The sequence below is a fragment of the Streptomyces sp. YIM 121038 genome, assembly GCF_006088715.1.
Taxonomy (GTDB): Bacteria; Actinomycetota; Actinomycetes; order Streptomycetales; family Streptomycetaceae; genus Streptomyces.
This window is the reverse complement of sequence record NZ_CP030771.1, coordinates 5672696-5692754: the sequence shown is the minus strand read 5'-3', so window position 1 is coordinate 5692754 and position 20059 is coordinate 5672696. Positions and strand designations below refer to the sequence as shown.

The following is a 20059-nucleotide window of genomic DNA, read 5'->3' as shown; positions in this document are numbered from 1 at the left end:
CACGCGTCCCCTTCGCACCGACCCGGACCCACCCCGTCCGCGTCCCCCCGAGGAACCTAAGCCGGAACTGAACACTCCATGCGTGGTTTATCCGGACATTGCTAACTCTTTAGGCACTGCCCGAATACAGGGCTTCCACGTAACGTGTGGGGCACCCAGATTGGAAAGCGAGGCAGGAACGCATGTCCGAGCAGAATCCGCTCGACCTCCCCGAGGGCGACCCCTTCGGCCCGCACAATCTTCCGTACGGAGTCTTCTCCCCGGCCGGATCCGCCGACCCCGGGTCCGGTTCCGCTTCCGGCTCCGCGCCTGGGTCGGCGCCCGTCACCGAGGGCCGTCGCGTCGGTGTCCGGCTCGGCTCCTACGTCCTGGACGCGGGCGCCGCCGCGGCCGCCCTGGGCTCGCCCCATGTGTCCCTGCTCGCCCAGCCCACGCTGAACCCGCTGCTCGCCGCGGGCCGCCGCACGTGGAGCGACGTCCGCCGCGCGCTGACCGCCTGGGTGACGGAGCCCGCGCACCGCGACGCGATCCGCCCGCTGCTCCACCCCCTCTCCGACGTCACCCTGCACCTGCCCTTCGACGTCGCCGACTACGTGGACTTCTACGCCTCCGAGCACCACGCGTCGAACCTGGGCCGCATGTTCCGCCCCGACGCGCCGGCCCCGCTCACCCCGAACTGGAAGCACCTGCCCATCGGCTACCACGGCCGCTCGGGCACCGTCGTGGTCTCCGGCACGGAGGTGATCCGCCCCGCCGGGCAGCGCAAGGCGCCCGCCGACGCCGCCCCGGTCTTCGGCCCGTCCGCCAAGCTCGACATCGAGGCGGAGGTCGGCTTCGTCGTCGGCAAGCCCTCCACGCTCGGCACGCCGGTGCCGCTTGCCGACTTCCGCGAGCACGTCTTCGGCCTGTGCCTCCTCAACGACTGGTCGGCCCGTGACATCCAGGCCTGGGAGTACGTGCCGCTCGGCCCGTTCCTCGGCAAGTCCTTCGCGACCTCCGTCTCGGCGTGGGTCACGCCGCTCGAAGCCCTGGACGCGGCGCGGGTCGCCCCGCCGGAGCGCACCGAGCCGCTCCTGCCGTACCTGGACGACACGGCCGACGCGGCCGACGCGGCCGGGTCCGCCGGGTCCGCGTCCGAGGGGCCCGGCGGCTACGACCTCCGCATCACCGTCACCCTGAACGGCGAGGTCATCTCCAACCCGCCCTTCTCCACCGTCTACTGGACCGCCGCCCAGCAGCTCGCCCATATGACGGTCAACGGGGCCTCCCTGCGCACCGGCGACTTCTACGGCTCCGGCACCGTCAGCGGGCCCTCGCCCGACCAGTTCGGCTCCCTGATCGAGCTCACCTGGAACGGCCGCGACCCCCTCGAACTCCCCTCCGGCAAGCGGACGTTCCTGGAGGACGGCGACGTGGTGACCCTCTCGGCCTGGGCGCCGGGTCCGGGCGGCACCCGGGTGGGCCTGGGCGAGGTGACGGGCCGGGTGGCCCCGCCGCGCTGACGCGGCTCCCCGGCGCGAGGGCCGGGGCGCCGCCCGCGAGGGCTACGCCCCGGCCTCCGCCAGGACCTCAAGCACCCCTTCCCCATACGTCGCGAGCTTCTTCTCGCCGACCCCGCTGATCCCGCCGAGGTCCGCGACGGACGCGGGCCGCGCCGCGGCGATCTCCCGCAGCGTCGCGTCGTGGAAGATCACATACGCGGGCACGCCCTGCTCCCGCGCCTGCGCCGCCCGCCAGGCCCGCAGCGCCTCGAAGACCGGCACGGCCTCCTCCGGCAGCTCGGCCACGGCCGCCGCGGCCTTGGCCTTGCGCTCCCCCCGCGGCGCGGACCGCGCCGACCCCGCGGGCTTCTTCGGCTCCTTGCGCAGCGGCACCTCCCGCTGCCGGCCGAGGACGGCGGCGCTCTCCTCGGTCAGCACCAGCGTGCCGTACTCCCCCTCGACGGCGAGGAGGCCCTGCGCCAGCAACTGCCGCACCACGCCCCGCCATTCGGCCTCGCTCAGCTCGTCACCGATGCCGAAGACGGACAGCTGGTCGTGGTCGAACTGGATGACCTTGGCGGTCTTCCGGCCGAGCAGGATGTCGACGATCTGGCCCGTGCCGAACTTCTGGCCGCGCTCCCGCTTCAGGCGCACCACCGCGGAGAGGACCTTCTGCGCGGCGACCGTGCCGTCCCAGGTCTCCGGGGGCGTCAGACACGTGTCGCAGTTCCCGCAGCCGGTGGCCGTCGGGTCCTGGCCGAAGTACCGCAGGAGCTGGGCGCGGCGGCAGGAGGCCGCCTCGCACAGCGCCAGCATCGCGTCCAGATGGGCCGCCGAGCGGCGCCGGAACGCCTCGTCGCCCTCGCCGGACTGGATGAGCTTGCGCTGCTGCACGACGTCCTGGAGGCCGTACGCCATCCAGGCCGTCGAGGGGAGGCCGTCACGGCCCGCCCGGCCCGTTTCCTGGTAGTACCCCTCCACCGACTTGGGCAGGTCGAGGTGGGCGACGAAGCGGACGTCCGGCTTGTCGATGCCCATGCCGAAGGCGATCGTGGCGACCACGACCAGGCCGTCCTCGCGCAGGAAGCGCGACTGGTGCCGGGCGCGGGTGCCGCCGTCCAGACCCGCGTGGTACGGCACCGCCTCGACTCCGTGGGCGCTGAGGAAGTCGGCGATCTGCTCGACCGACTTGCGCGAGAGGCAGTAGACGATGCCCGCGTCGCCGTCGTGCTCCTCCTTCAGGAAGGTGAGGAGCTGCTTCTTCGGGTCGGACTTCGGCACGATCCGGTACTGGATGTTCGGCCGGTCGAAGCTGGCGACGAAGTGCTTGGCGTCCGGCATGGCCAGGCGCTCGGTGATCTCGCGGTGCGTGGCGTCCGTCGCCGTGGCCGTCAGCGCGATGCGCGGGACGTCCGGCCAGCGCTCGCCGAGGACGGACAGGGCCAGGTAGTCCGGCCGGAAGTCGTGGCCCCACTGGGCCACGCAGTGCGCCTCGTCGATCGCGAAGACGGAGATCTTCGCCCGGGAGAGCAGATGGAGCGTGGTGTCCAGGCGCAGCCGCTCCGGTGCCAGATACAGCACGTCGAGCTCGCCCGAGAGCAGCTCGGCCTCGACGAGGCGGCGCTCGTCGAAGTCCTGCGTCGAGTTCATGAACCCGGCGCGCACGCCGAGGGCCCGCAGCGCGTCGACCTGGTCCTGCATGAGTGCGATCAGGGGCGACACCACGACGCCCGTACCGGGTCTGACCAGGGCCGGGATCTGATAGCACAGGGACTTTCCGCCGCCGGTCGGCATCAGGACGACCGCGTCGCCGCCCGCCACCACGTGCTCGATGATCGACTCTTGCTCGCCCCGGAAAGCGTCGTACCCGAACACCCGGTGGAGCGTCCGCAGCGCGTCGCTCTCCACCACCTCTGTCATGCCGACCCCACTGCTCCCGCTCATCGCCGTGCCCCCGCCTGTCGCACCTCGACCACTGCCTCCACGATAGGCGCCCGCGCCGACACCCCGGGAAGTTATCCACAGGCCGGTCGGACGCTTCTCGGTCAGTCCAATGGCCGAGGCGTTCTGGCCGCGCGGCCCCCGCCGGGTGATCCTGCTCCTGGCGGCGGCCCGGGGGCTGAGCCCGCCCCAGGTCATGGCGCCCGAGCGCGCCCCACCCTCGCGAGGAGCCCCTCCATGTCCCTGTCCCGTACCGTCCAGGCCGCCCTCACGCTTGCGGCGGCCGCCGGTCTCGCCCTGTCCACCGCGCCCGCGGGAGCGGCCGCCCCGGCGCCTCCGCCGCCCCCGCAGCAGGCCGCCTTCGCCAAGGTCTACGCGGCGACCGCCAAGTACGCGTACGAGCCGCTCGCGATCGAGGCGGGCTTCGCCCGCACCGACGAGTGCGTCGCCGACCCGGACCTCGGCGGGATGGGTTACCACTACGTCAACCCGGCGAACTTCGGCTCCGTCGATCCGGCGAAGCCCGCCGCGCTGCTCTACGAGGACACGGCCGACGGCAAGCGCAAGCTCATAGCCGTCGAGTGGATCGTCGTCGACGCCGACCAGGACAAGAGCACCGACGACGACCGCCCGTCGCTGTTCGGGCGGCCCTTCGACGGGCCGATGGACGGGCACGTCCCGGGCATGCCGATCCACTACGACCTGCACGCCTGGCTCTACAAGGACAACCCGAGCGGCAGGCTCTCCCCCTGGAACCCGACCGTCCACTGCCCCGCGCAGCCCTGACCGCGCACGCGAAGGGCCCCGGCCTCCCGAAGGAGGGCCGGGGCCCCGCGCGCGACAGCGGACGACCGGGTCAGCGCACGAACACGCCTGCCTGGTTCGCCAGGTCCAGGAAGTACTGCGGCGCCACACCGAGCACCAGCGTCACGGCGACGCCGATGCCGATGGCCGCCGTCGTCAGCGGCGACGGCACGGCGACGGACGGGCCGTCCGCCTTGGGCTCGCTGAAGAACATCAGCACGATCACCCGGATGTAGAAGAACGCCGCGATCGCCGACGAGATCACACCGACCACCACGAGCGCGCCCGCGCCGCCCTCGGCCGCCGCCTTGAACACGGCGAACTTCCCGGAGAACCCGGAGGTCAGCGGGATGCCCGCGAAGGCGAGCAGGAACACCGCGAAGACCGCGGCGACCAGCGGCGAGCGGCGCCCGAGCCCCGCCCACTTCGACAGGTGCGTCGCCTCGCCGCCCGCGTCCCGCACCAGCGTCACGACGGCGAACGCCCCGATGGTCACGAACGAGTACGCGCCCAGGTAGAAGAGCACCGACGAGACGCCCTCCTCCGTGGTGGCGATGACACCCGCGAGGATGAAGCCCGCGTGGGCGATCGACGAGTACGCGAGGAGCCGCTTGATGTCGGTCTGCGTGATCGCGACGATCGCGCCGCCCAGCATCGTGATGATCGCGACGCCCCACATCACCGGCCGCCAGTCCCAGCGCAGGCCCGGAAGGACCACGTACAGCAGCCGCAGGAGCGCGCCGAACGCGGCCACCTTCGTCGCCGCGGCCATGAAGCCCGTGACCGGCGTGGGCGCGCCCTGGTAGACGTCCGGCGTCCACATGTGGAACGGCACCGCGCCCACCTTGAACAGCAGGCCCATGAGGATCATCGCGGCGCCGATCAGGAGCAGCGCGTCGTTGCCCATGGTGTTCGCGAGCGCCGGGTCGACCGTCTTGACCGTGCCGTCGACGACGTCGGCGATGGTGCCGTACGACACCGAGCCCGCGTAGCCGTAGATCAGCGCGATGCCGAAGAGGGTGAACGCGGACGCGAAGGCGCCGAGCAGGAAGTACTTCACGGCCGCTTCCTGCGACATGAGGCGCTTGCGGCGGGCGAGCGCGCACAGCAGGTAGAGCGGGAGCGAGAAGACCTCCAGGGCGATGAACAACGTCAGGAGGTCGTTCGCCGCCGGGAAGACGAGCATGCCGCCGATCGCGAAGAGCGCGAGCGGGAACACCTCCGTGGTGGTGAAACCGGCCTTCACCGCGGCCTGTTCGCCCGCGCCGCCGGGCACGGCTCCGGCCTGGGCCACGAAGGAGTCGACGCGGTTGCCGTGCGCCTCCGGGTCGAGGCGCCGCTCCGCGAAGGTGAAGATCGCGACCAGGCCCGCGAGGAGAATGGTGCCCTGGAGGAACAGCGCGGGCCCGTCGACCGCGATGGCTCCCATCGCGGCGATGCGCGCCTTCGTGGTGCCGTACCCGCCGGAGGCGAGCGCGACGACCGCGGCGAAGGCGGCGGCGAGCGCCACGACCGACACGAACAGCTGGGCGTAGTAACGGGACTTGCGCGGTACGAAGGCTTCGATGAGCACTCCGATGACGGCGGCACCGATGACGATGAGCGTCGGCGCGAGCTGGCCGTACTCGATCTTCGGCGCGTCGATCTTGTCGATCGGCTCGGCCGCCACTGTCCACAGGCTGTGGACGGCTGTCGCACTCACTTGGCGGCCTCCACCTCGGGCTCGGGATCTTTCTTCTGTACGTCGGACATGGTGTGCTCCACCGCCGGGTTCACCAGGTCGGCCACCGGCTTCGGGTACACCCCGAGGCCGATGAGGAGCACGATCAGCGGGGCCACCACGACCAGCTCGCGGGCCCGCAGGTCGGGCATCTTCGCGAGCTCGGGCTTCACCGGGCCCGTCATCGTCCGCTGGTAGAGGACGAGGGTGTAGAGCGCGGCGAGCACGATGCCGAGCGTCGCGATGATCCCGACCGCCGGATAGCGCGCGAACGCGCCGACCAGGACCAGGAACTCACTGACGAACGGCGCGAGCCCCGGCAGCGAGAGCGTGGCGAGACCGCCGACCAGGAAGGTGCCCGCGAGCACCGGGGCGACCTTCTGCACCCCTCCGTAGTCCGCGATCAGACGCGAGCCGCGGCGCGAGATCAGGAAGCCCGCGACCAGCATCAGGGCGGCCGTCGACAGGCCGTGGTTGACCATGTAGAGCGTCGCGCCGGACTGCCCCTGGGAGGTCATCGCGAAGATGCCGAGGACGATGAACCCGAAGTGCGAGATCGACGCGTAGGCCACCAGGCGCTTGATGTCGCGCTGGCCGACGGCGAGCAGCGCGCCGTAGATGATGCTGATCAGGGCGAGGACCAGGATGACCGGCGTCGCCCACTTCGAGGCCTCCGGGAACAGCTGGAGGCAGAAGCGCAGCATCGCGAAGGTGCCGACCTTGTCGACCACCGCCGTGATCAGCACGGCGACCGGGGCGGTGGCCTCCCCCATCGCGTTCGGCAGCCAGGTGTGCAGCGGCCACAGCGGGGCCTTCACCGCGAAGGCGAAGAAGAAGCCGAGGAAGAGCAGCCGCTCGGTGTTGGTCGCCATGTCCAGCGAGCCGTCGGCCCGCGCGGCGGCGATCTCCTGGACGGAGAAGTTGCCCGCGACCACGTAGAGGCCGATCACGGCGGCGAGCATGATCAGCCCGCCGACCAGGTTGTAGAGCAGGAACTTCACGGCCGCGTACGAGCGCTGCGCCGAGGCGTTCTCGTCGCTGCCCGCGTGGGCACGGTCCCCGAAGCCGCCGATGAGGAAGTACATCGGGATGAGCATGGCTTCGAAGAAGATGTAGAACAGGAAGACGTCGGTGGCCTCGAAGGAGATGATCACCATCGCCTCGACGGCGAGGATGAGGGCGAAGAAGCCCTGGGTCGGGCGCCAGCGCGACGACTTGGTCTCCAGCGGATCGGCGTCGTGCCAGCCCGCCAGGATGATGAAGGGCAGCAGCAGGGCGGTCAGCGCGATCAGGGAGACCGCGATGCCGTCCACGCCCAGTTCGTACCGCACCCCGAAGTCCTTGATCCAGGAGTGCGACTCGGTCAGTTGGTACCGGTCGCCGTCCGGGTCGAACCGGACGACCGCCGTGATGGCGAGGGCGAGCGTCGCCAGTGAGAAGAGCAGCGCGAGCCACTTGGCGGCGGTGCGCCGGGCGGCCGGGACGGCCGCCGTGGCGATCGCGCCCACCGCGGGCACCACGGCCGTCGCTGTCAGCAGAGGAAAGGACATCGGTATCAGACCGCCCTCATCAGCAGCGTCGCGGCGATGAGGACCGCCGCGCCGCCGAACATCGAGACCGCGTAGCTGCGGGCGTAGCCGTTCTGGAGCTTGCGCAGGCGCCCGGAGAGCCCGCCGACCGAGGCCGCCGTGCCGTTGACCACGCCGTCGACCAGGGTGTGGTCGACGTACACCAGGGAGCGCGTGAGGTGCTCGCCGCCGCGCACCAGGACGACGTGGTTGAAGTCGTCCTGGAGCAGGTCGCGGCGGGCCGCGCGGGTGAGCAGGGAACCGCGCGGGGCGACGACCGGGACCGGCCTGCGCCCGTACTGCGCCCAGGCCAGGGCCACGCCGACGACCAGGACGGCCACGGTGGCGCCGGTGACCGTGGCGGCGCTCAGCGGGGAGTCGCCGTGGTCGTGGTGCGTGACCGGCTCCAGCCAGTTCAGGAAGCGGTCGCCGATGCTGAAGAAGCCGCCGGCGAACACCGACCCGAAGGCCAGCAGGATCATCGGGATCGTCATGGTCTTCGGGGACTCGTGCGGGTGCGGCTCGGCGTGCTCGCCCTGCGTCTGTGCGGCGGGCTCCGCACTCGGCTCCTGCGGCGAGGCCGTCTTCCGGTGGCGCCAGCGCTCCTCACCGAAGAAGGTCAGGAGCATCACACGCGTCATGTAGTACGCCGTGATGGCCGCGCCGAGCAGGGCCACCGAGCCGAGGATCCAGCCCTCCGTGCCGCCCTTGGCGAACGCCGCCTCGATGATCTTGTCCTTGGAGAAGAAGCCGGAAAGACCCGGGAAGCCGATGATCGCGAGGTAGCCGAGCCCGAAGGTCACGAACGTCACCGGCATGTACTTCCTGAGGCCGCCGTACTTCCGCATGTCCACCTCGTCGTTCATGCCGTGCATGACCGAACCGGCGCCGAGGAAGAGCCCGGCCTTGAAGAAGCCGTGCGTCACCAGGTGCATGATCGCGAAGACGTAGCCGATCGGGCCGAGGCCCGCGGCCAGGATCATGTAGCCGATCTGCGACATCGTGGACCCGGCGAGGGCCTTCTTGATGTCGTCCTTCGCGCAACCGACGATCGCACCGAAGATCAGCGTGACCGCGCCGACCACCGCGACGGCCAGCTGCGCGTCCGGCGCGGCGTTGAAGATCTCCCCGGAGCGCACGATCAGATACACGCCCGCGGTGACCATCGTCGCCGCGTGGATCAGGGCGGAGACCGGGGTCGGGCCCTCCATCGCGTCCCCGAGCCAGGACTGCAGCGGCACCTGCGCGGACTTGCCGCACGCCGCGAGCAGCAGCATCAGGCCGATGGCCGTGAGCTTGCCCTCGCTCGTCTGGTCCGTGGACTCCAGGACGGAGCCGAAGGCGAACGTCCCGAACGTGGTGAACATCAGCATGATCGCGATCGAGAGGCCCATGTCGCCGACGCGGTTGACCAGGAAGGCCTTCTTCGCCGCGGTGGCCGCGCTGGGCTTGTGCTGCCAGAACCCGATCAGGAGGTACGAGGCGAGGCCGACGCCCTCCCAGCCGACGTACAGGAGCAGGTAGTTGTCGGCGAGGACGAGGAGCAGCATCGCCGCGAGGAACAGGTTCAGATAGCCGAAGAAGCGGCGGCGGCGCTCGTCGTGCTCCATGTACCCCACCGAGTACAGATGGATCAGCGTGCCGACGCTGGTGATCAGCAGGACGAACGTCATCGACAGCTGGTCGAGCTGGAAGGCGACGTCGGCCTTGAAGCCCTCGACCGGGATCCAGCTGAACAGGTGCTGGTGCAGGCCACGGTCCTCCGCGTCCTTGCCGAGCATGTCGGTGAAGAGCACCACGGCGAAGACGAAGGAGACGGCCGACAGCAAGGTGCCGAGCCAGTGGCCGACGCGGTCGAGCAGACGCCCGCCGCACAGCAGGACGGCCGCTCCGAGCAGAGGCGCCGCGACGAGCAGCGCAATCAGTTTCTCCACGATTCAGCGACCCCTTACAGCTTCATCAGACTGGCGTCGTCGACCGAGGCCGAGTGGCGGGAGCGGAACAGCGACACGATGATCGCGAGCCCGACCACGACCTCGGCCGCGGCGACGACCATCGTGAAGAAGGCGATGATCTGGCCGTCGAGATTGCCGTGCAGCCGGGAGAACGCGACGAACGCCAGGTTGCAGGCGTTGAGCATCAGCTCGATGCACATGAAGACCACGATCACGTTCCGCCTGATCAGGACGCCGGTGGCGCCGATGGCGAACAACAGGGCCGCCAGATAGAGGTAGTTGACCGGATTCACTTCGACGCCTCCTCGGTCTGCCCGGCCCGCTCGCCGCCCGCGCCGCGCCCGGGATCCGTGCGGCGCAGGTCGGGACGTTCGAGGCGGTCGGTGGAGCGCTGCTCCAGGGCCCGCAGGTCCTCCAGGGCCTCACTGGAGACGTCACGGATCTGACCGCGCTCCCGGAGCGTCTTGTTGACCGTGAGCTCCGAGGGCGTGCCGTCGGGCAGCAGGCCCGCGATGTCCACGGCGTTGTGCCGGGCGTAGACGCCCGGGGCCGGGAGCGGCGGCAGGTGCTTGCCCGCGCGCACCCGCTCCTCGGCGAGCTCGCGCTGGGTCTTGGCGCGCTCGGTGCGCTCGCGGTGGGTGAGCACCATCGCGCCGACGGTCGCCGTGATCAGCAGGGCTCCGGTGATCTCGAAGGCGAAGACGTACTTCGTGAAGATGAGGGCGGCGAGGCCCTCCACGTTGCCGCCCTCGTTGGCCTTGCCCAGGCCGTTGAAGTCCTTCACCGAGGCGTTGCCGATGCCCGCGAACAGCAGGACGGCGAAGCCGACGCCGCACAGGGCGGCCAGCCAGCGCTGCCCCTTGATGGTCTCCGTCAAGGAGTCCGCGGCGGTGACGCCGACGAGCATCACGACGAACAGGAAGAGCATCATGATCGCGCCGGTGTAGACGACGATCTGGACGATGCCCAGGAAGTACGCGCCGTTGGCCAGGTAGAAGACCGCCAGGATGATCATGGTCCCGGCCAGGCAGAGGGCGCTGTGCACCGCCCTCTTCATGAGGATCGTGCTCAGCGCGCCGATCACGGCGACCGTGCCGAGCACCCAGAACTGGAAGGCCTCGCCCGTGGAGGTGGTGTAGGCCGCGACGGAGGTCACGCGTCCACCCCCTCGGCCCGGGGCTCCGGCTCCCGCTCGCCCTTGGAGACGGCGACCTGGCGCTCCGTGCCGGGCGCGGCCCGCGTCACCAGACCGCGGTAGTAGTCCCCCTCGTCCGTGCCGGGGTAGATCGCGTGGGGCGCTTCGACCATGCCCTCGTCGAGGCCCGCGAGCAGCTGCTCCTTGGTGAAGATCAGGTTCTGGCGGCTGCTGTCGGCGAGTTCGAACTCGTTCGTCATCGTCAACGCGCGCGTGGGGCACGCCTCGATGCACAGGCCGCAGAAGATGCAGCGGGCGTAGTTGATCTGGTAGACGCGGCCGTAGCGCTCGCCCGGGGAGTAGCGCTCCTCCTCGGTGTTGTCCGCGCCCTCCACGTAGATGGCGTCCGCCGGGCAGGCCCAGGCGCACAGCTCGCAGCCGACGCACTTCTCCAGGCCGTCCGGATGGCGGTTGAGCTGGTGCCTGCCGTGGAAGCGGGGAGCGGTGGTCTTCTGCTGCTCCGGATACTGCTCGGTCAGCCGCTTCTTGAACATGGCCTTGAAGGTCACGGCGAAGCCCGCGACGGGGTTCTGGAACCCCTGATCCGACTGGTTCGCCTGCGCTGCTTCCTGGCCCCCCGGCCGCTCGGGCGGCTGCCCGCGCCGCGGCCGGTCCGGCGTGTTCGACTGCTCAGCCATCGGACGCCTCCTTTCCGTCACTTTGAGTATCCGGGCCACCACTGACAATCAACTCCCGCTCGTGGCGCGGGCGTCGGCGCGGCACGGGTGGCAGGGTCTGGCCGGGCAGCGGCGGCACCGGGAAGCCGCCCGCCATCGGGTCGAAGGCGCCCGCCTCGGCGGGCTCGGCGGCGACCGCGGCCTCCTTCTCGCGCTTGTCCCGGAACAGGTCGACCAGGACGGAGAGCAGGAGCAGCGCGATGACTCCGCCCCCTACGTAGAGGGCGATCTCGCTGAAGTCGTAGTCCTCGTTGCGCAGCGCGCGGACGGTGGCGACGAGCATCAGCCACACCACCGACACCGGGATGAGGACCTTCCAGCCCAGCTTCATCAGCTGGTCGTAGCGGACGCGGGGCAGCGTGCCGCGCAGCCAGATGAAGAAGAACAGCAGCAGCTGCACCTTGAGCGTGAACCAGGCCATCGGCCACCAGCCGTGGTTGGCGCCCTCCCAGAAGCCGCTGATGGGCCAAGGGGCCCGCCAGCCGCCGAGGAAGAGCGTCGCGGACACGGCCGAGACGGTGATCATGTTGATGTACTCGGCGAGCATGAAGATCGCGAACTTGATGGACGAGTACTCGGTGTTGAAGCCGCCGACGAGGTCGCCCTCGGACTCCGGCATGTCGAACGGCGCGCGGTTGGTCTCGCCGACCATCGTCACGATGTAGATCAGGAACGACACCGGCAGGAGCACGATGTACCAGCGCTCCTGCTGCGCCTCCACGATCGCCGACGTGGACATCGACCCGGAGTACAGGAAGACCGACGCGAACGCGGCGCCCATCGCGATCTCGTACGAGATCATCTGCGCGCACGAGCGCAGACCGCCCAGGAGCGGATAGGTGGAACCGGAGCTCCAGCCCGCGAGCACGATGCCGTAGATGCCGACCGAGGCGACCGCGAGGATGTAGAGCATCGCGATCGGCAGGTCGGTGAGCTGCATCGTGGTGCGGTGCCCGAAGATCGAGACCTCGTTGCCCGCGGGCCCGAAGGGGATCACCGCGATCGCCATGAAGGCGGGGATGGCCGCGACGACCGGCGCCAGGATGTAGACCACCTTGTCGGCGCGCTTGACGATCAGGTCTTCCTTGAGCATCAGCTTGATGCCGTCCGCGAGGGACTGCAGGAAGCCCCAGGGGCCGTTGCGGTTGGGGCCGATGCGCAGCTGCATCCAGGCCACGACCTTGCGCTCCCACACGATGGCGAAGAGCACGGACACCACGAGGAACGCGAAGCAGAAGACCGCCTTGATGGCGACCAGCCACCAGGGGTCGCGGCCGAACATGGAGAGGTCTTCGGCGGCGAGCTGGGTCATGGGGCTCACGACTGCACCTCCTGGGCGCCCTGGGCGGGCTCGACGCGGACAGCGGGGCCGATCCTGACCAGCGCGCCCGGCCGCGCCCCCGTGTCGGAGGCGACGCCGCCGCCCACGGAGTTCAGCGGCAGCCACACCACGCGGTCGGGCATCTCCGTGACCGCGAGGGGGAGTTCGACCCGGCCCGCGGTGCCAGTGACGGCGAGCGTGTCGCCGTCCTTGACCCCGGCCTCGGCCGCGGTGGCCGCCGAGAGCCGGGCCACCGCCGCGTGCCGCGTCCCGGCGAGCGCGTCGTCGCCCTCCTGGAGGCGGCCCCGGTCGAGCAGGAGCCGGTGCCCGGCGAGCACGGCCTCCCCCGCGGCGGGCCGCGGCAGCTGGACCGCGGTCTCCAGGGGTTCGGTCGCGCGCGGCCCGTCCCAGCCGCCGAGCCGGTCGAGCTCGCGCCGGACGGTCAGCAGGTCGGGCAGGCCGAGGTGCACGTCGCCCGCGTCGGCCAGCATGTGCAGGACACGGGCGTCGGTGGGTGCCAGGCGGCGCGTCATCTGGTCCGGCTTGAGCGCGGCCTCGAAAAGCCGGGCCCTGCCTTCCCAGTTGAGGAAGGTGCCCGGCTTCTCGGCGACGGCGGCCACCGGCAGGACCACGTCGGCGCGCTCGGTCACCTCGCTCGGCCGCTGCTCCAGCGACACCAGGAAGCCGACCGCGTCGAGCGCCTCACGCGCGCGTGACGGATCGGGCAGGTCGGCGACCTCGACGCCGCCCACCAGGAGGGCGCTCAGCTCGCCGGTCGCCGCGGCCTCGACGATCTGGCCGGTGTCGCGGCCGTAGCGGTGCGGGAGTTCACCCACGCCCCAGGCGGCCGCGACCTCGTCCCGCGCGCGCGGGTCGGTGGCCGGGCGGCCTCCAGGAAGCAGGGACGGCACCGCGCCGGCCTCGACGGCGCCGCGCTCGCCCGCGCGGCGCGGGATCCACGCCAGGGCCGCGCCGGTCGCGGACGCGGCCCGTACGGCGGCGGTGAGCGCCCCCGGCACGGCCGCGAGCCGCTCGCCCACGACGATGACCGCGCCCTCGGCGCGCAGCGCCTCGGCGGCCTTCGCGCCGTCGTCCTCCAGGCCGACCCCGGCGGCGAGCGCGTCCAGCCACTCGGTCTCCGTGCCGGGCGCCGCGGCGAGGAGCGTGCCGCCCGCCTTCTCCAGGCCCCGCGTGGCGTGCGTGGCGACGGCGTACGTGCGCTGGCCGTGCTTGCGCCACGCCTTGCGCAGCCGCAGGAAGACGCCGGGCGCCTCCTCCTCGGCCTCGATGCCGACGAGCAGGACGGCGGGCGCCTTCTCCAGCGTGGTGTACGTGACGCCGCTGCCGTCGAGGTCCCGGCCGCGCCCGGCGACCCGTGCCGCCAGGAAGTCGGCCTCCTCGCTGGAGTGCACCCGCGCGCGGAAGTCGATGTCGTTTGTGTCGAGCGCCACGCGCGCGTACTTGCTGTACGCGTAGGCGTCCTCCACGGTGAGGCGGCCGCCGGTCAGGACGCCGGCCCGCCCGCGCGCCGCGGCCAGGCCGTGTGCGGCCGCCGCCAACGCCTCGGGCCAGCTGGCCGGTTCGAGCTCGCCCGAGGACGCGCTGCGCACCAGCGGCGTGGTCAGGCGGTCGGGCTTCTGCGCGTACCGGAAGCCGAAGCGGCCCTTGTCGCAGATCCACTCCTCGTTGACCTCGGGGTCGTCCTGGGCGAGCCGCCGCATGACCTTGCCGCGCCGGTGGTCGGTGCGGGTCGCGCAGCCGCCCGCGCAGTGCTCGCACACCGACGGCGACGACACCAGGTCGAAGGGGCGCGACCGGAAGCGGTAGGCGTGCGAGGTGAGCGCTCCCACCGGGCAGATCTGGATGGTGTTCCCGGAGAAGTACGACTCGAAGGGGTCGCCCTCCCCGGTGCCCACTTGCTGGAGCGCGCCCCGCTCGACCAGTTCGATCATGGGATCGCCCGCGATCTGGTTGGAGAAGCGGGTGCAGCGGGCGCACAGCACGCACCGCTCGCGGTCGAGCAGCACCTGGGTGGAGATCGGCACCGGCTTCTCGTAGGTGCGCTTGCTGCCCTCGAAGCGGGACTCGGCGTTGCCGTGCGACATGGCCTGGTTCTGCAGCGGGCACTCGCCGCCCTTGTCGCAGACCGGGCAGTCCAGCGGGTGGTTGATGAGCAGCAGTTCCATCACGCCGTGCTGGGCCTTCTCGGCGACCGGCGACGTCAGCTGCGACTTGACGACCATGCCGTCGGTGCAGGTGATCGTGCAGGACGCCATCGGCTTGCGCTGGCCCTCGACCTCGACGATGCACTGGCGGCAGGCGCCCGCGGGGTCGAGCAGCGGGTGGTCGCAGAAGCGCGGGATCTCGATGCCGAGGAGCTCGGCGGCCCGGATGACCAGGGTCCCCTTGGGGACGCTGATCTCGATGCCGTCGATCGTCAGCGTGACCAGGTCTTCCGGCGGCACCGCCGCCTCTCCGCCCCCGGAGGGAGCGCTAGTGGTCACTGTCATGCGTTCACCTCCGTGCTCTCCAGGGGCCTGTCGGCCCAGAGCGTCGACTTGGCGGGGTCGAAGGGGCAGCCCCTGCCCGTGATGTGCTCCTCGTACTCCGCGCGGAAGTACTGGAGCGAGGAGAAGATCGGCGAGGCGGCGCCGTCGCCGAGGGCGCAGAAGGACTTGCCGTTGATGTTGTCGGCGATGTCGTTCAGCTTGTCGAGGTCGGCCATCACGCCCTTGCCCGCCTCGATGTCGCGCAGCAACTGGACGAGCCAGTACGTCCCTTCGCGGCAGGGCGTGCACTTGCCGCAGGACTCGTGGGCGTAGAACTCGGTCCAGCGCGTCACCGCGCGGACGACGCACGTGGTCTCGTCGAAGCACTGCAGCGCCTTGGTGCCGAGCATGGACCCGGCGGCGCTGACGCCCTCGTAGTCGAGCGGCACGTCGAGGTGCTCGTCGGTGAACATCGGCGTCGAAGAGCCGCCCGGCGTCCAGAACTTGAGGCGGTGCCCGGGCCGCATGCCGCCGCTCATGTCGAGCAGCTGGCGCAGCGTGATGCCGAGGGGCCCCTCGTACTGGCCGGGCGACGCGACGTGCCCGCTGAGCGAGTACAGCGTGAAGCCGGGTGACTTCTCGCTGCCCATCGAGGTGAACCAGTCCTTGCCGCGGTGCAGGATCGCGGGAACCGATGCGATGGACTCGACGTTATTGACCACAGTGGGGCACGCGTAGAGACCCGCGACCGCAGGGAAGGGGGGACGCAGTCGCGGCTGGCCACGGCGGCCTTCGAGCGAGTCGAGCAGCGCGGTCTCCTCACCGCAGATGTACGCGCCCGCGCCCGCGTGCACGGTGAGTTCAAGGTCGAGTCCACTGCCCAGGACGTTCTTGCCGAGGTAGCCCGCCGCGTACGCCTCGCGCACGGCCTCGTGCAGCCGCCGGAGTACGGGGACGACCTCACCACGCAGATAGATGAAGGCATGCGACGAACGGATCGCGTAGCAGGCGATCACGATGCCCTCGATGAGGGAATGCGGGTTCGCGAAGAGGAGCGGGATGTCCTTGCAGGTCCCGGGCTCCGACTCGTCGGCGTTGACAACTAGATAGTGCGGCTTGCCGTCGCCCTGCGGAATGAACTGCCACTTCATCCCGGTGGGGAAGCCCGCGCCACCGCGGCCGCGGAGCCCGGAGGCCTTCACATAGGCGATGAGGTCGTCCGGCTCCATCGCGAGGGCCTTGCGCAGCCCCTCGTAGCCTTCGTGGCGCCGGTAGACGTCGAGGGTCCAGGACTTCTCCTGGTCCCAGAAGGCCGAGAGGACCGGGGCGAGCAGCTTCTCCGGGCTGGTCTCGTTGATCTCGGCGGCCAAGGTCATCACTCTCCCTCCTCGCGGCCCTCGCCGACCGGGCCCGCGGGGTGCGAGGGGTCGGATGCCGAGGTCCTCTGCGGCGCGTCGTGCGAGCTGAGGTGCTCGCTGGGCGACGGGTCGTGCGGCTGTGCGCCCTCCGGTTTGCCCGTGCGCGGATGCACCACGCGCGCGGGGGGTGCCTCGCCCTTGGCCAGGCGAAGGCCGATCAGCGAGGCCGGGCCCGCGCCGCCGGTGGCCTCGACGGCTCCGGGGCGCTCGTCGGGGAAGCCCGCGAGGATGCGGGCCGTCTCCTTGAAGGTGCACAGCGGGGCGCCGCGGGTCGGCTCGGCCTGGACGCCCGCGCGCAGGTCGTCGACGAGGCGCTTGGCGCTCTGCGGGGTCTGGTTGTCGAAGAACTCCCAGTTGACCATCACCACGGGCGCGAAGTCGCAGGCGGCGTTGCACTCGATGTGTTCGAGCGTCACCTTGCCGTCCTCGGTGGTCCCGCCGTTGCCGACGCCCAGGTGCTCCTGGAGGGCCTCGAAGATGGCGTCGCCGCCCATGACGGCGCAGAGCGTGTTGGTGCACACGCCGACCTGGTAGTCACCGGACGGCTTGCGCCGGTACATGGTGTAGAAGGTCGCGACGGCCGTGACCTCGGCGGTGGTCAGGTCGAGCACCTCCGCGCAGAACCGCATCCCGGTGCGCGTCACGTACCCCTCTTCCGACTGCACGAGGTGCAGCAACGGCAGCAGGGCGGAGCGGGAGTCCGGATAGCGGGCGATGACCTCCTTGGCGTCCGCTTCGAGCCGGGCCCGTACGTCGGCCGGGTAGTCGGGGGCGGGGAGTCGGGGCATCCCCAGGCTCGTCGGCGATGCGTCTGTCACCGGTCGACGCCTCCCATCACGGGGTCGATGGACGCGACGGCGACGATGACGTCGGCGACCTGGCCGCCCTCGCACATCGCCGCCATGGCCTGCAGGTTGGTGAAGGACGGATCGCGGAAGTGCACCCGGTAGGGGCGGGTGCCGCCGTCGGAGACGACGTGCACGCCGAGTTCGCCCTTGGGCGACTCCACGGCGGTGTAGACCTGGCCGGGCGGCACCCGGAAGCCCTCCGTCACCAGCTTGAAGTGGTGGATCAGGGCCTCCATGGAGGTGCCCATGATCTTCTTGATGTGGTCGAGCGAGTTGCCGAGGCCGTCGGGGCCGAGCGAGAGCTGGGCGGGCCAGGCGATCTTCTTGTCGGCGACCATGACCGGGCCGGGCCGCAGCCGGTCCAGGCACTGCTCGATGATCCGCAGCGACTGGCGCATCTCCTCCAGGCGGATGAGGAAGCGCCCGTAGGAGTCGCACGTGTCGGCCGTCGGGACCTCGAAGTCGTAGGTCTCGTAGCCGCAGTACGGCTGGCTCTTGCGCAGGTCGTGCGGGAGCCCGGCGGAGCGCAGGATGGGGCCGGTGGCGCCGAGGGCCATGCAGCCGGTCAGATCGAGGTAGCCGACGTCCTGCATGCGGGCCTTGAAGATGGGGTTCCCGGTGGCGAGCTTGTCGTACTCGGGGAGGTTCTTCTTCATCTTCTTCACGAACTCGCGGATCTGGTCCACCGCGCCGGGCGGCAGGTCCTGGGCGAGTCCGCCGGGCCGGATGTACGCGTGGTTCATGCGCAGGCCGGTGATCAGCTCGTAGATGTCGAGGATGAGCTCACGGTCACGGAAGCCGTAGATCATGATCGTGGTGGCGCCCAGCTCCATGCCGCCGGTGGCGATGCACACCAGGTGCGAGGACATCCGGTTCAGCTCCATCAGGAGCACGCGGATGAGGGTGGCGCGGTCGGGGATCTGGTCCTCGATGCCGAGGAGCTTCTCGACGCCCAGGCAGTACGCCGTCTCGTTGAAGAACGGCGTCAGATAGTCCATGCGCGTGACGAACGTGGTGCCCTGGGTCCAGGTGCGGTACTCGAGGTTCTTCTCGATGCCCGTGTGGAGGTAGCCGATGCCGCAGCGGGCCTCGGAGACCGTCTCGCCCTCGATCTCCAGGATGAGCCGGAGCACGCCGTGCGTGGAGGGGTGCTGCGGGCCCATGTTCACGACGATGCGCTCGTCGTCGGCCTCGACGGCGGACTTGGCGACCTCGTCCCAGTCGCCACCGGTGACCGTGTAGACGGTGCCCTCGGTGGTCTCGCGCGCGGAGGCGGAGGAAGCGGATGCAGAAGGAGTGCTCATCAGCTGTACGACCTCCGCTGGTCCGGAGCCGGGATCTGGGCGCCCTTGTACTCGACGGGAATGCCTCCGAGCGGGTAGTCCTTCCGCTGCGGGAAGCCCTGCCAGTCGTCCGGCATCATGATGCGCGTGAGCGCGGGGTGACCGTCGAAGACGAGGCCGAAGAAGTCATAGGTCTCGCGCTCGTGCCAGTCGTTCGTCGGGTAGACCGCGACGAGGGACGGCACGTGCGGATCGGCGTCCGGGGCGCTGACCTCCAGGCGGAGCAGCCGGTTGTGGGTGAGCGAGCGCAGGTGGTAGACGGCGTGCAGCTCACGGCCCTTGTCGCCGGGAAAGTGCACGCCGGACACGCCGGTGCACAGCTCGAAGCGCAGCGCCGGGTCGTCCCGCAGGGTCCGGGCCACCCGGACGAGATGCTCGCGCGCGATGTGGAAGGTGAGCTCGTCGCGGTCGACGACCGTCTTCTCGATGGCGTTCTCCGGGACGAGGCCCTGTTCCTCCAAGGCGCCTTCGAGCTCGTCGGCCACCTCGTCGAACCAGCCGCCGTAGGGCCGGTTGGCGGCGCCCGGGAGCCGGATGGAGCGGACCAGGCCGCCGTAGCCGGAGGTGTCGCCGCCGTTGTTCGCGCCGAACATGCCGCGCTGGACGCGGACCTCCTCGCCGCGCTCACCGCGCTGGCCGGGGAGGTTGGAGGCGCTGAGGTCCTTCTCGGGGTTGACCCCGTTGCTCGCGCTGTCGTGGGGGTCGGTCACCGCAGCAGCCCCTTCATCTCGATGGTGGGGAGGGCCTTGAGGGCCGCTTCCTCCGCCTCGCGGGCCGCTTCCTCCGCGTTCACACCGAGCTTGGTGTTCTGGATCTTGTGGTGCAGCTTGAGGATCGCGTCCAGCAGCATCTCGGGCCGGGGCGGGCAGCCGGGCAGATAGATGTCGACCGGGACGACATGATCAACGCCCTGGACGATCGCGTAGTTGTTGAACATTCCGCCGGAAGACGCGCAAACCCCCATGGAGATCACCCACTTGGGGTTGGGCATCTGGTCATAGACCTGCCGCAGGACGGGCGCCATCTTCTGGCTCACGCGCCCGGCCACGATCATCAGGTCCGCCTGCCGCGGTGAGCCGCGGAAGACCTCCATGCCGAAGCGCGCCAGGTCGTAGCGCCCGGCGCCGGTCGTCATCATTTCGATGGCGCAGCACGCGAGGCCGAACGTGGCGGGAAAGACGGATGCCTTGCGCACCCACCCGGCGGCCTGCTCGACGGTGGTCAGCAGGAATCCGCTCGGCAGTTTCTCTTCGAGTCCCATGCTCAGTGGCTCCTCTGTCCCCTTCCGGGGCTCAGTCC

At 70.6% G+C, this 20059-nt stretch carries 16 protein-coding genes; 2 read left to right on the top strand and 14 right to left on the bottom strand.

What is annotated here, in order from left to right:
• The first annotated feature begins 182 nt into the window (after nt 1-182).
• The gene (fahA, locus tag C9F11_RS24325; RefSeq protein ID WP_138961257.1) at nt 183-1502 is read left to right on the top strand and encodes a fumarylacetoacetase; all 1320 of its coding nucleotides are present in this window, start codon (nt 183-185) and stop codon (nt 1500-1502) included.
• A gap of 42 nt (nt 1503-1544) precedes the next feature.
• Here fahA and recQ read toward each other — a convergent pair whose 3' ends face one another.
• Nucleotides 1545-3401 (bottom strand): DNA helicase RecQ, encoded by a 1857-nt coding sequence (gene recQ, locus C9F11_RS24320; RefSeq protein WP_249401869.1) that lies wholly within the window; start codon nt 3399-3401, stop codon nt 1545-1547.
• A gap of 258 nt (nt 3402-3659) precedes the next feature.
• On the opposite strand from recQ, the gene C9F11_RS24315 reads away from it, so the two are divergent.
• Nucleotides 3660-4208, top strand: coding sequence for a hypothetical protein (locus C9F11_RS24315; RefSeq protein ID WP_138961256.1), 549 nt, complete (start codon nt 3660-3662; stop codon nt 4206-4208).
• Nucleotides 4209-4278: 70 nt separating this feature from the next.
• Here C9F11_RS24315 and nuoN read toward each other — a convergent pair whose 3' ends face one another.
• Genes nuoN through C9F11_RS24250 form a run of 13 tightly spaced genes read right to left on the bottom strand, consistent with a single transcriptional unit; the run spans nt 4279 to nt 20021 of the window.
• The gene (nuoN, locus tag C9F11_RS24310) at nt 4279-5928 is read right to left on the bottom strand and encodes an NADH-quinone oxidoreductase subunit NuoN (RefSeq protein ID WP_138961255.1); all 1650 of its coding nucleotides are present in this window, start codon (nt 5926-5928) and stop codon (nt 4279-4281) included.
• Nucleotides 5925-7496: an NADH-quinone oxidoreductase subunit M gene (locus C9F11_RS24305; protein WP_138961254.1), complete on the bottom strand. Its 1572-nt coding sequence runs from the start codon at nt 7494-7496 to the stop codon at nt 5925-5927. Before C9F11_RS24305 ends, nuoN begins: the two co-directional genes overlap by 4 nt.
• 5 nt (nt 7497-7501) lie before the next feature.
• Nucleotides 7502-9448: an NADH-quinone oxidoreductase subunit L gene (nuoL, locus tag C9F11_RS24300; protein ID WP_138961253.1), complete on the bottom strand. Its 1947-nt coding sequence runs from the start codon at nt 9446-9448 to the stop codon at nt 7502-7504.
• A 14-nt stretch (nt 9449-9462) separates the two neighbouring features.
• Complete coding sequence (gene nuoK / locus C9F11_RS24295) at nt 9463-9762, bottom strand: NADH-quinone oxidoreductase subunit NuoK (RefSeq protein ID WP_030678055.1); 300 nt, start codon at nt 9760-9762, stop codon at nt 9463-9465.
• On the bottom strand, nt 9759-10625 hold the full coding sequence (locus C9F11_RS24290) for an NADH-quinone oxidoreductase subunit J (RefSeq protein ID WP_138961252.1): 867 nt from the start codon (nt 10623-10625) through the stop codon (nt 9759-9761). Before C9F11_RS24290 ends, nuoK begins: the two co-directional genes overlap by 4 nt.
• On the bottom strand, nt 10622-11302 hold the full coding sequence (nuoI, locus tag C9F11_RS24285) for an NADH-quinone oxidoreductase subunit NuoI (protein WP_249401868.1): 681 nt from the start codon (nt 11300-11302) through the stop codon (nt 10622-10624). Before nuoI ends, C9F11_RS24290 begins: the two co-directional genes overlap by 4 nt.
• Nucleotides 11295-12653 (bottom strand): NADH-quinone oxidoreductase subunit NuoH, encoded by a 1359-nt coding sequence (nuoH, locus tag C9F11_RS24280; protein WP_171076115.1) that lies wholly within the window; start codon nt 12651-12653, stop codon nt 11295-11297. Before nuoH ends, nuoI begins: the two co-directional genes overlap by 8 nt.
• Before the next feature lie 5 nt (nt 12654-12658).
• Nucleotides 12659-15172: an NADH-quinone oxidoreductase subunit G gene (locus C9F11_RS24275; protein ID WP_138961249.1), complete on the bottom strand. Its 2514-nt coding sequence runs from the start codon at nt 15170-15172 to the stop codon at nt 12659-12661.
• Entirely contained in the window at nt 15169-16530 is a 1362-nt protein-coding gene (nuoF, locus tag C9F11_RS24270) for an NADH-quinone oxidoreductase subunit NuoF (RefSeq protein WP_171075829.1), read from the bottom strand. The genes C9F11_RS24275 and nuoF overlap by 4 nt, the downstream gene beginning before the upstream one ends.
• The gene (nuoE, locus tag C9F11_RS24265) at nt 16527-17357 is read right to left on the bottom strand and encodes an NADH-quinone oxidoreductase subunit NuoE (protein WP_138961247.1); all 831 of its coding nucleotides are present in this window, start codon (nt 17355-17357) and stop codon (nt 16527-16529) included. The genes nuoF and nuoE overlap by 4 nt, the downstream gene beginning before the upstream one ends.
• Before the next feature lie 26 nt (nt 17358-17383).
• On the bottom strand, nt 17384-18721 hold the full coding sequence (locus tag C9F11_RS24260) for an NADH-quinone oxidoreductase subunit D (RefSeq protein WP_138961246.1): 1338 nt from the start codon (nt 18719-18721) through the stop codon (nt 17384-17386).
• A complete protein-coding gene (locus C9F11_RS24255; RefSeq protein WP_138961245.1) occupies nt 18721-19470 on the bottom strand; it encodes an NADH-quinone oxidoreductase subunit C in 750 nt (249 codons plus the stop codon). The genes C9F11_RS24260 and C9F11_RS24255 overlap by 1 nt, the downstream gene beginning before the upstream one ends.
• Nucleotides 19467-20021, bottom strand: coding sequence for an NADH-quinone oxidoreductase subunit B (locus C9F11_RS24250; protein WP_030678080.1), 555 nt, complete (start codon nt 20019-20021; stop codon nt 19467-19469). The genes C9F11_RS24255 and C9F11_RS24250 overlap by 4 nt, the downstream gene beginning before the upstream one ends.
• Nucleotides 20022-20059 lie beyond the last annotated feature (38 nt).

Bases quoted from the DNA above. Each gene is read 5' to 3' on its own strand.
- C9F11_RS24315 (WP_138961256.1), top strand. From the start codon at position 3,660: ATGTCCCTGTCCCGTACCGTCCAGGCCGCCCTCACGCTTGCGGCGGCC.
- C9F11_RS24250 (WP_030678080.1), bottom strand. From the start codon at position 20,021: ATGGGACTCGAAGAGAAACTGCCGAGCGGATTCCTGCTGACCACCGTC.
- C9F11_RS24275 (WP_138961249.1), bottom strand. From the start codon at position 15,172: ATGACAGTGACCACTAGCGCTCCCTCCGGGGGCGGAGAGGCGGCGGTG.
- nuoE (WP_138961247.1), bottom strand. From the start codon at position 17,357: ATGCCCCGACTCCCCGCCCCCGACTACCCGGCCGACGTACGGGCCCGG.
- recQ (WP_249401869.1), bottom strand. From the start codon at position 3,401: ATGACAGAGGTGGTGGAGAGCGACGCGCTGCGGACGCTCCACCGGGTG.
- nuoI (WP_249401868.1), bottom strand. From the start codon at position 11,302: ATGGCTGAGCAGTCGAACACGCCGGACCGGCCGCGGCGCGGGCAGCCG.
- C9F11_RS24305 (WP_138961254.1), bottom strand. From the start codon at position 7,496: ATGTCCTTTCCTCTGCTGACAGCGACGGCCGTGGTGCCCGCGGTGGGC.
- fahA (WP_138961257.1), top strand. From the start codon at position 183: ATGTCCGAGCAGAATCCGCTCGACCTCCCCGAGGGCGACCCCTTCGGC.
- nuoH (WP_171076115.1), bottom strand. From the start codon at position 12,653: ATGACCCAGCTCGCCGCCGAAGACCTCTCCATGTTCGGCCGCGACCCC.
- C9F11_RS24260 (WP_138961246.1), bottom strand. From the start codon at position 18,721: ATGAGCACTCCTTCTGCATCCGCTTCCTCCGCCTCCGCGCGCGAGACC.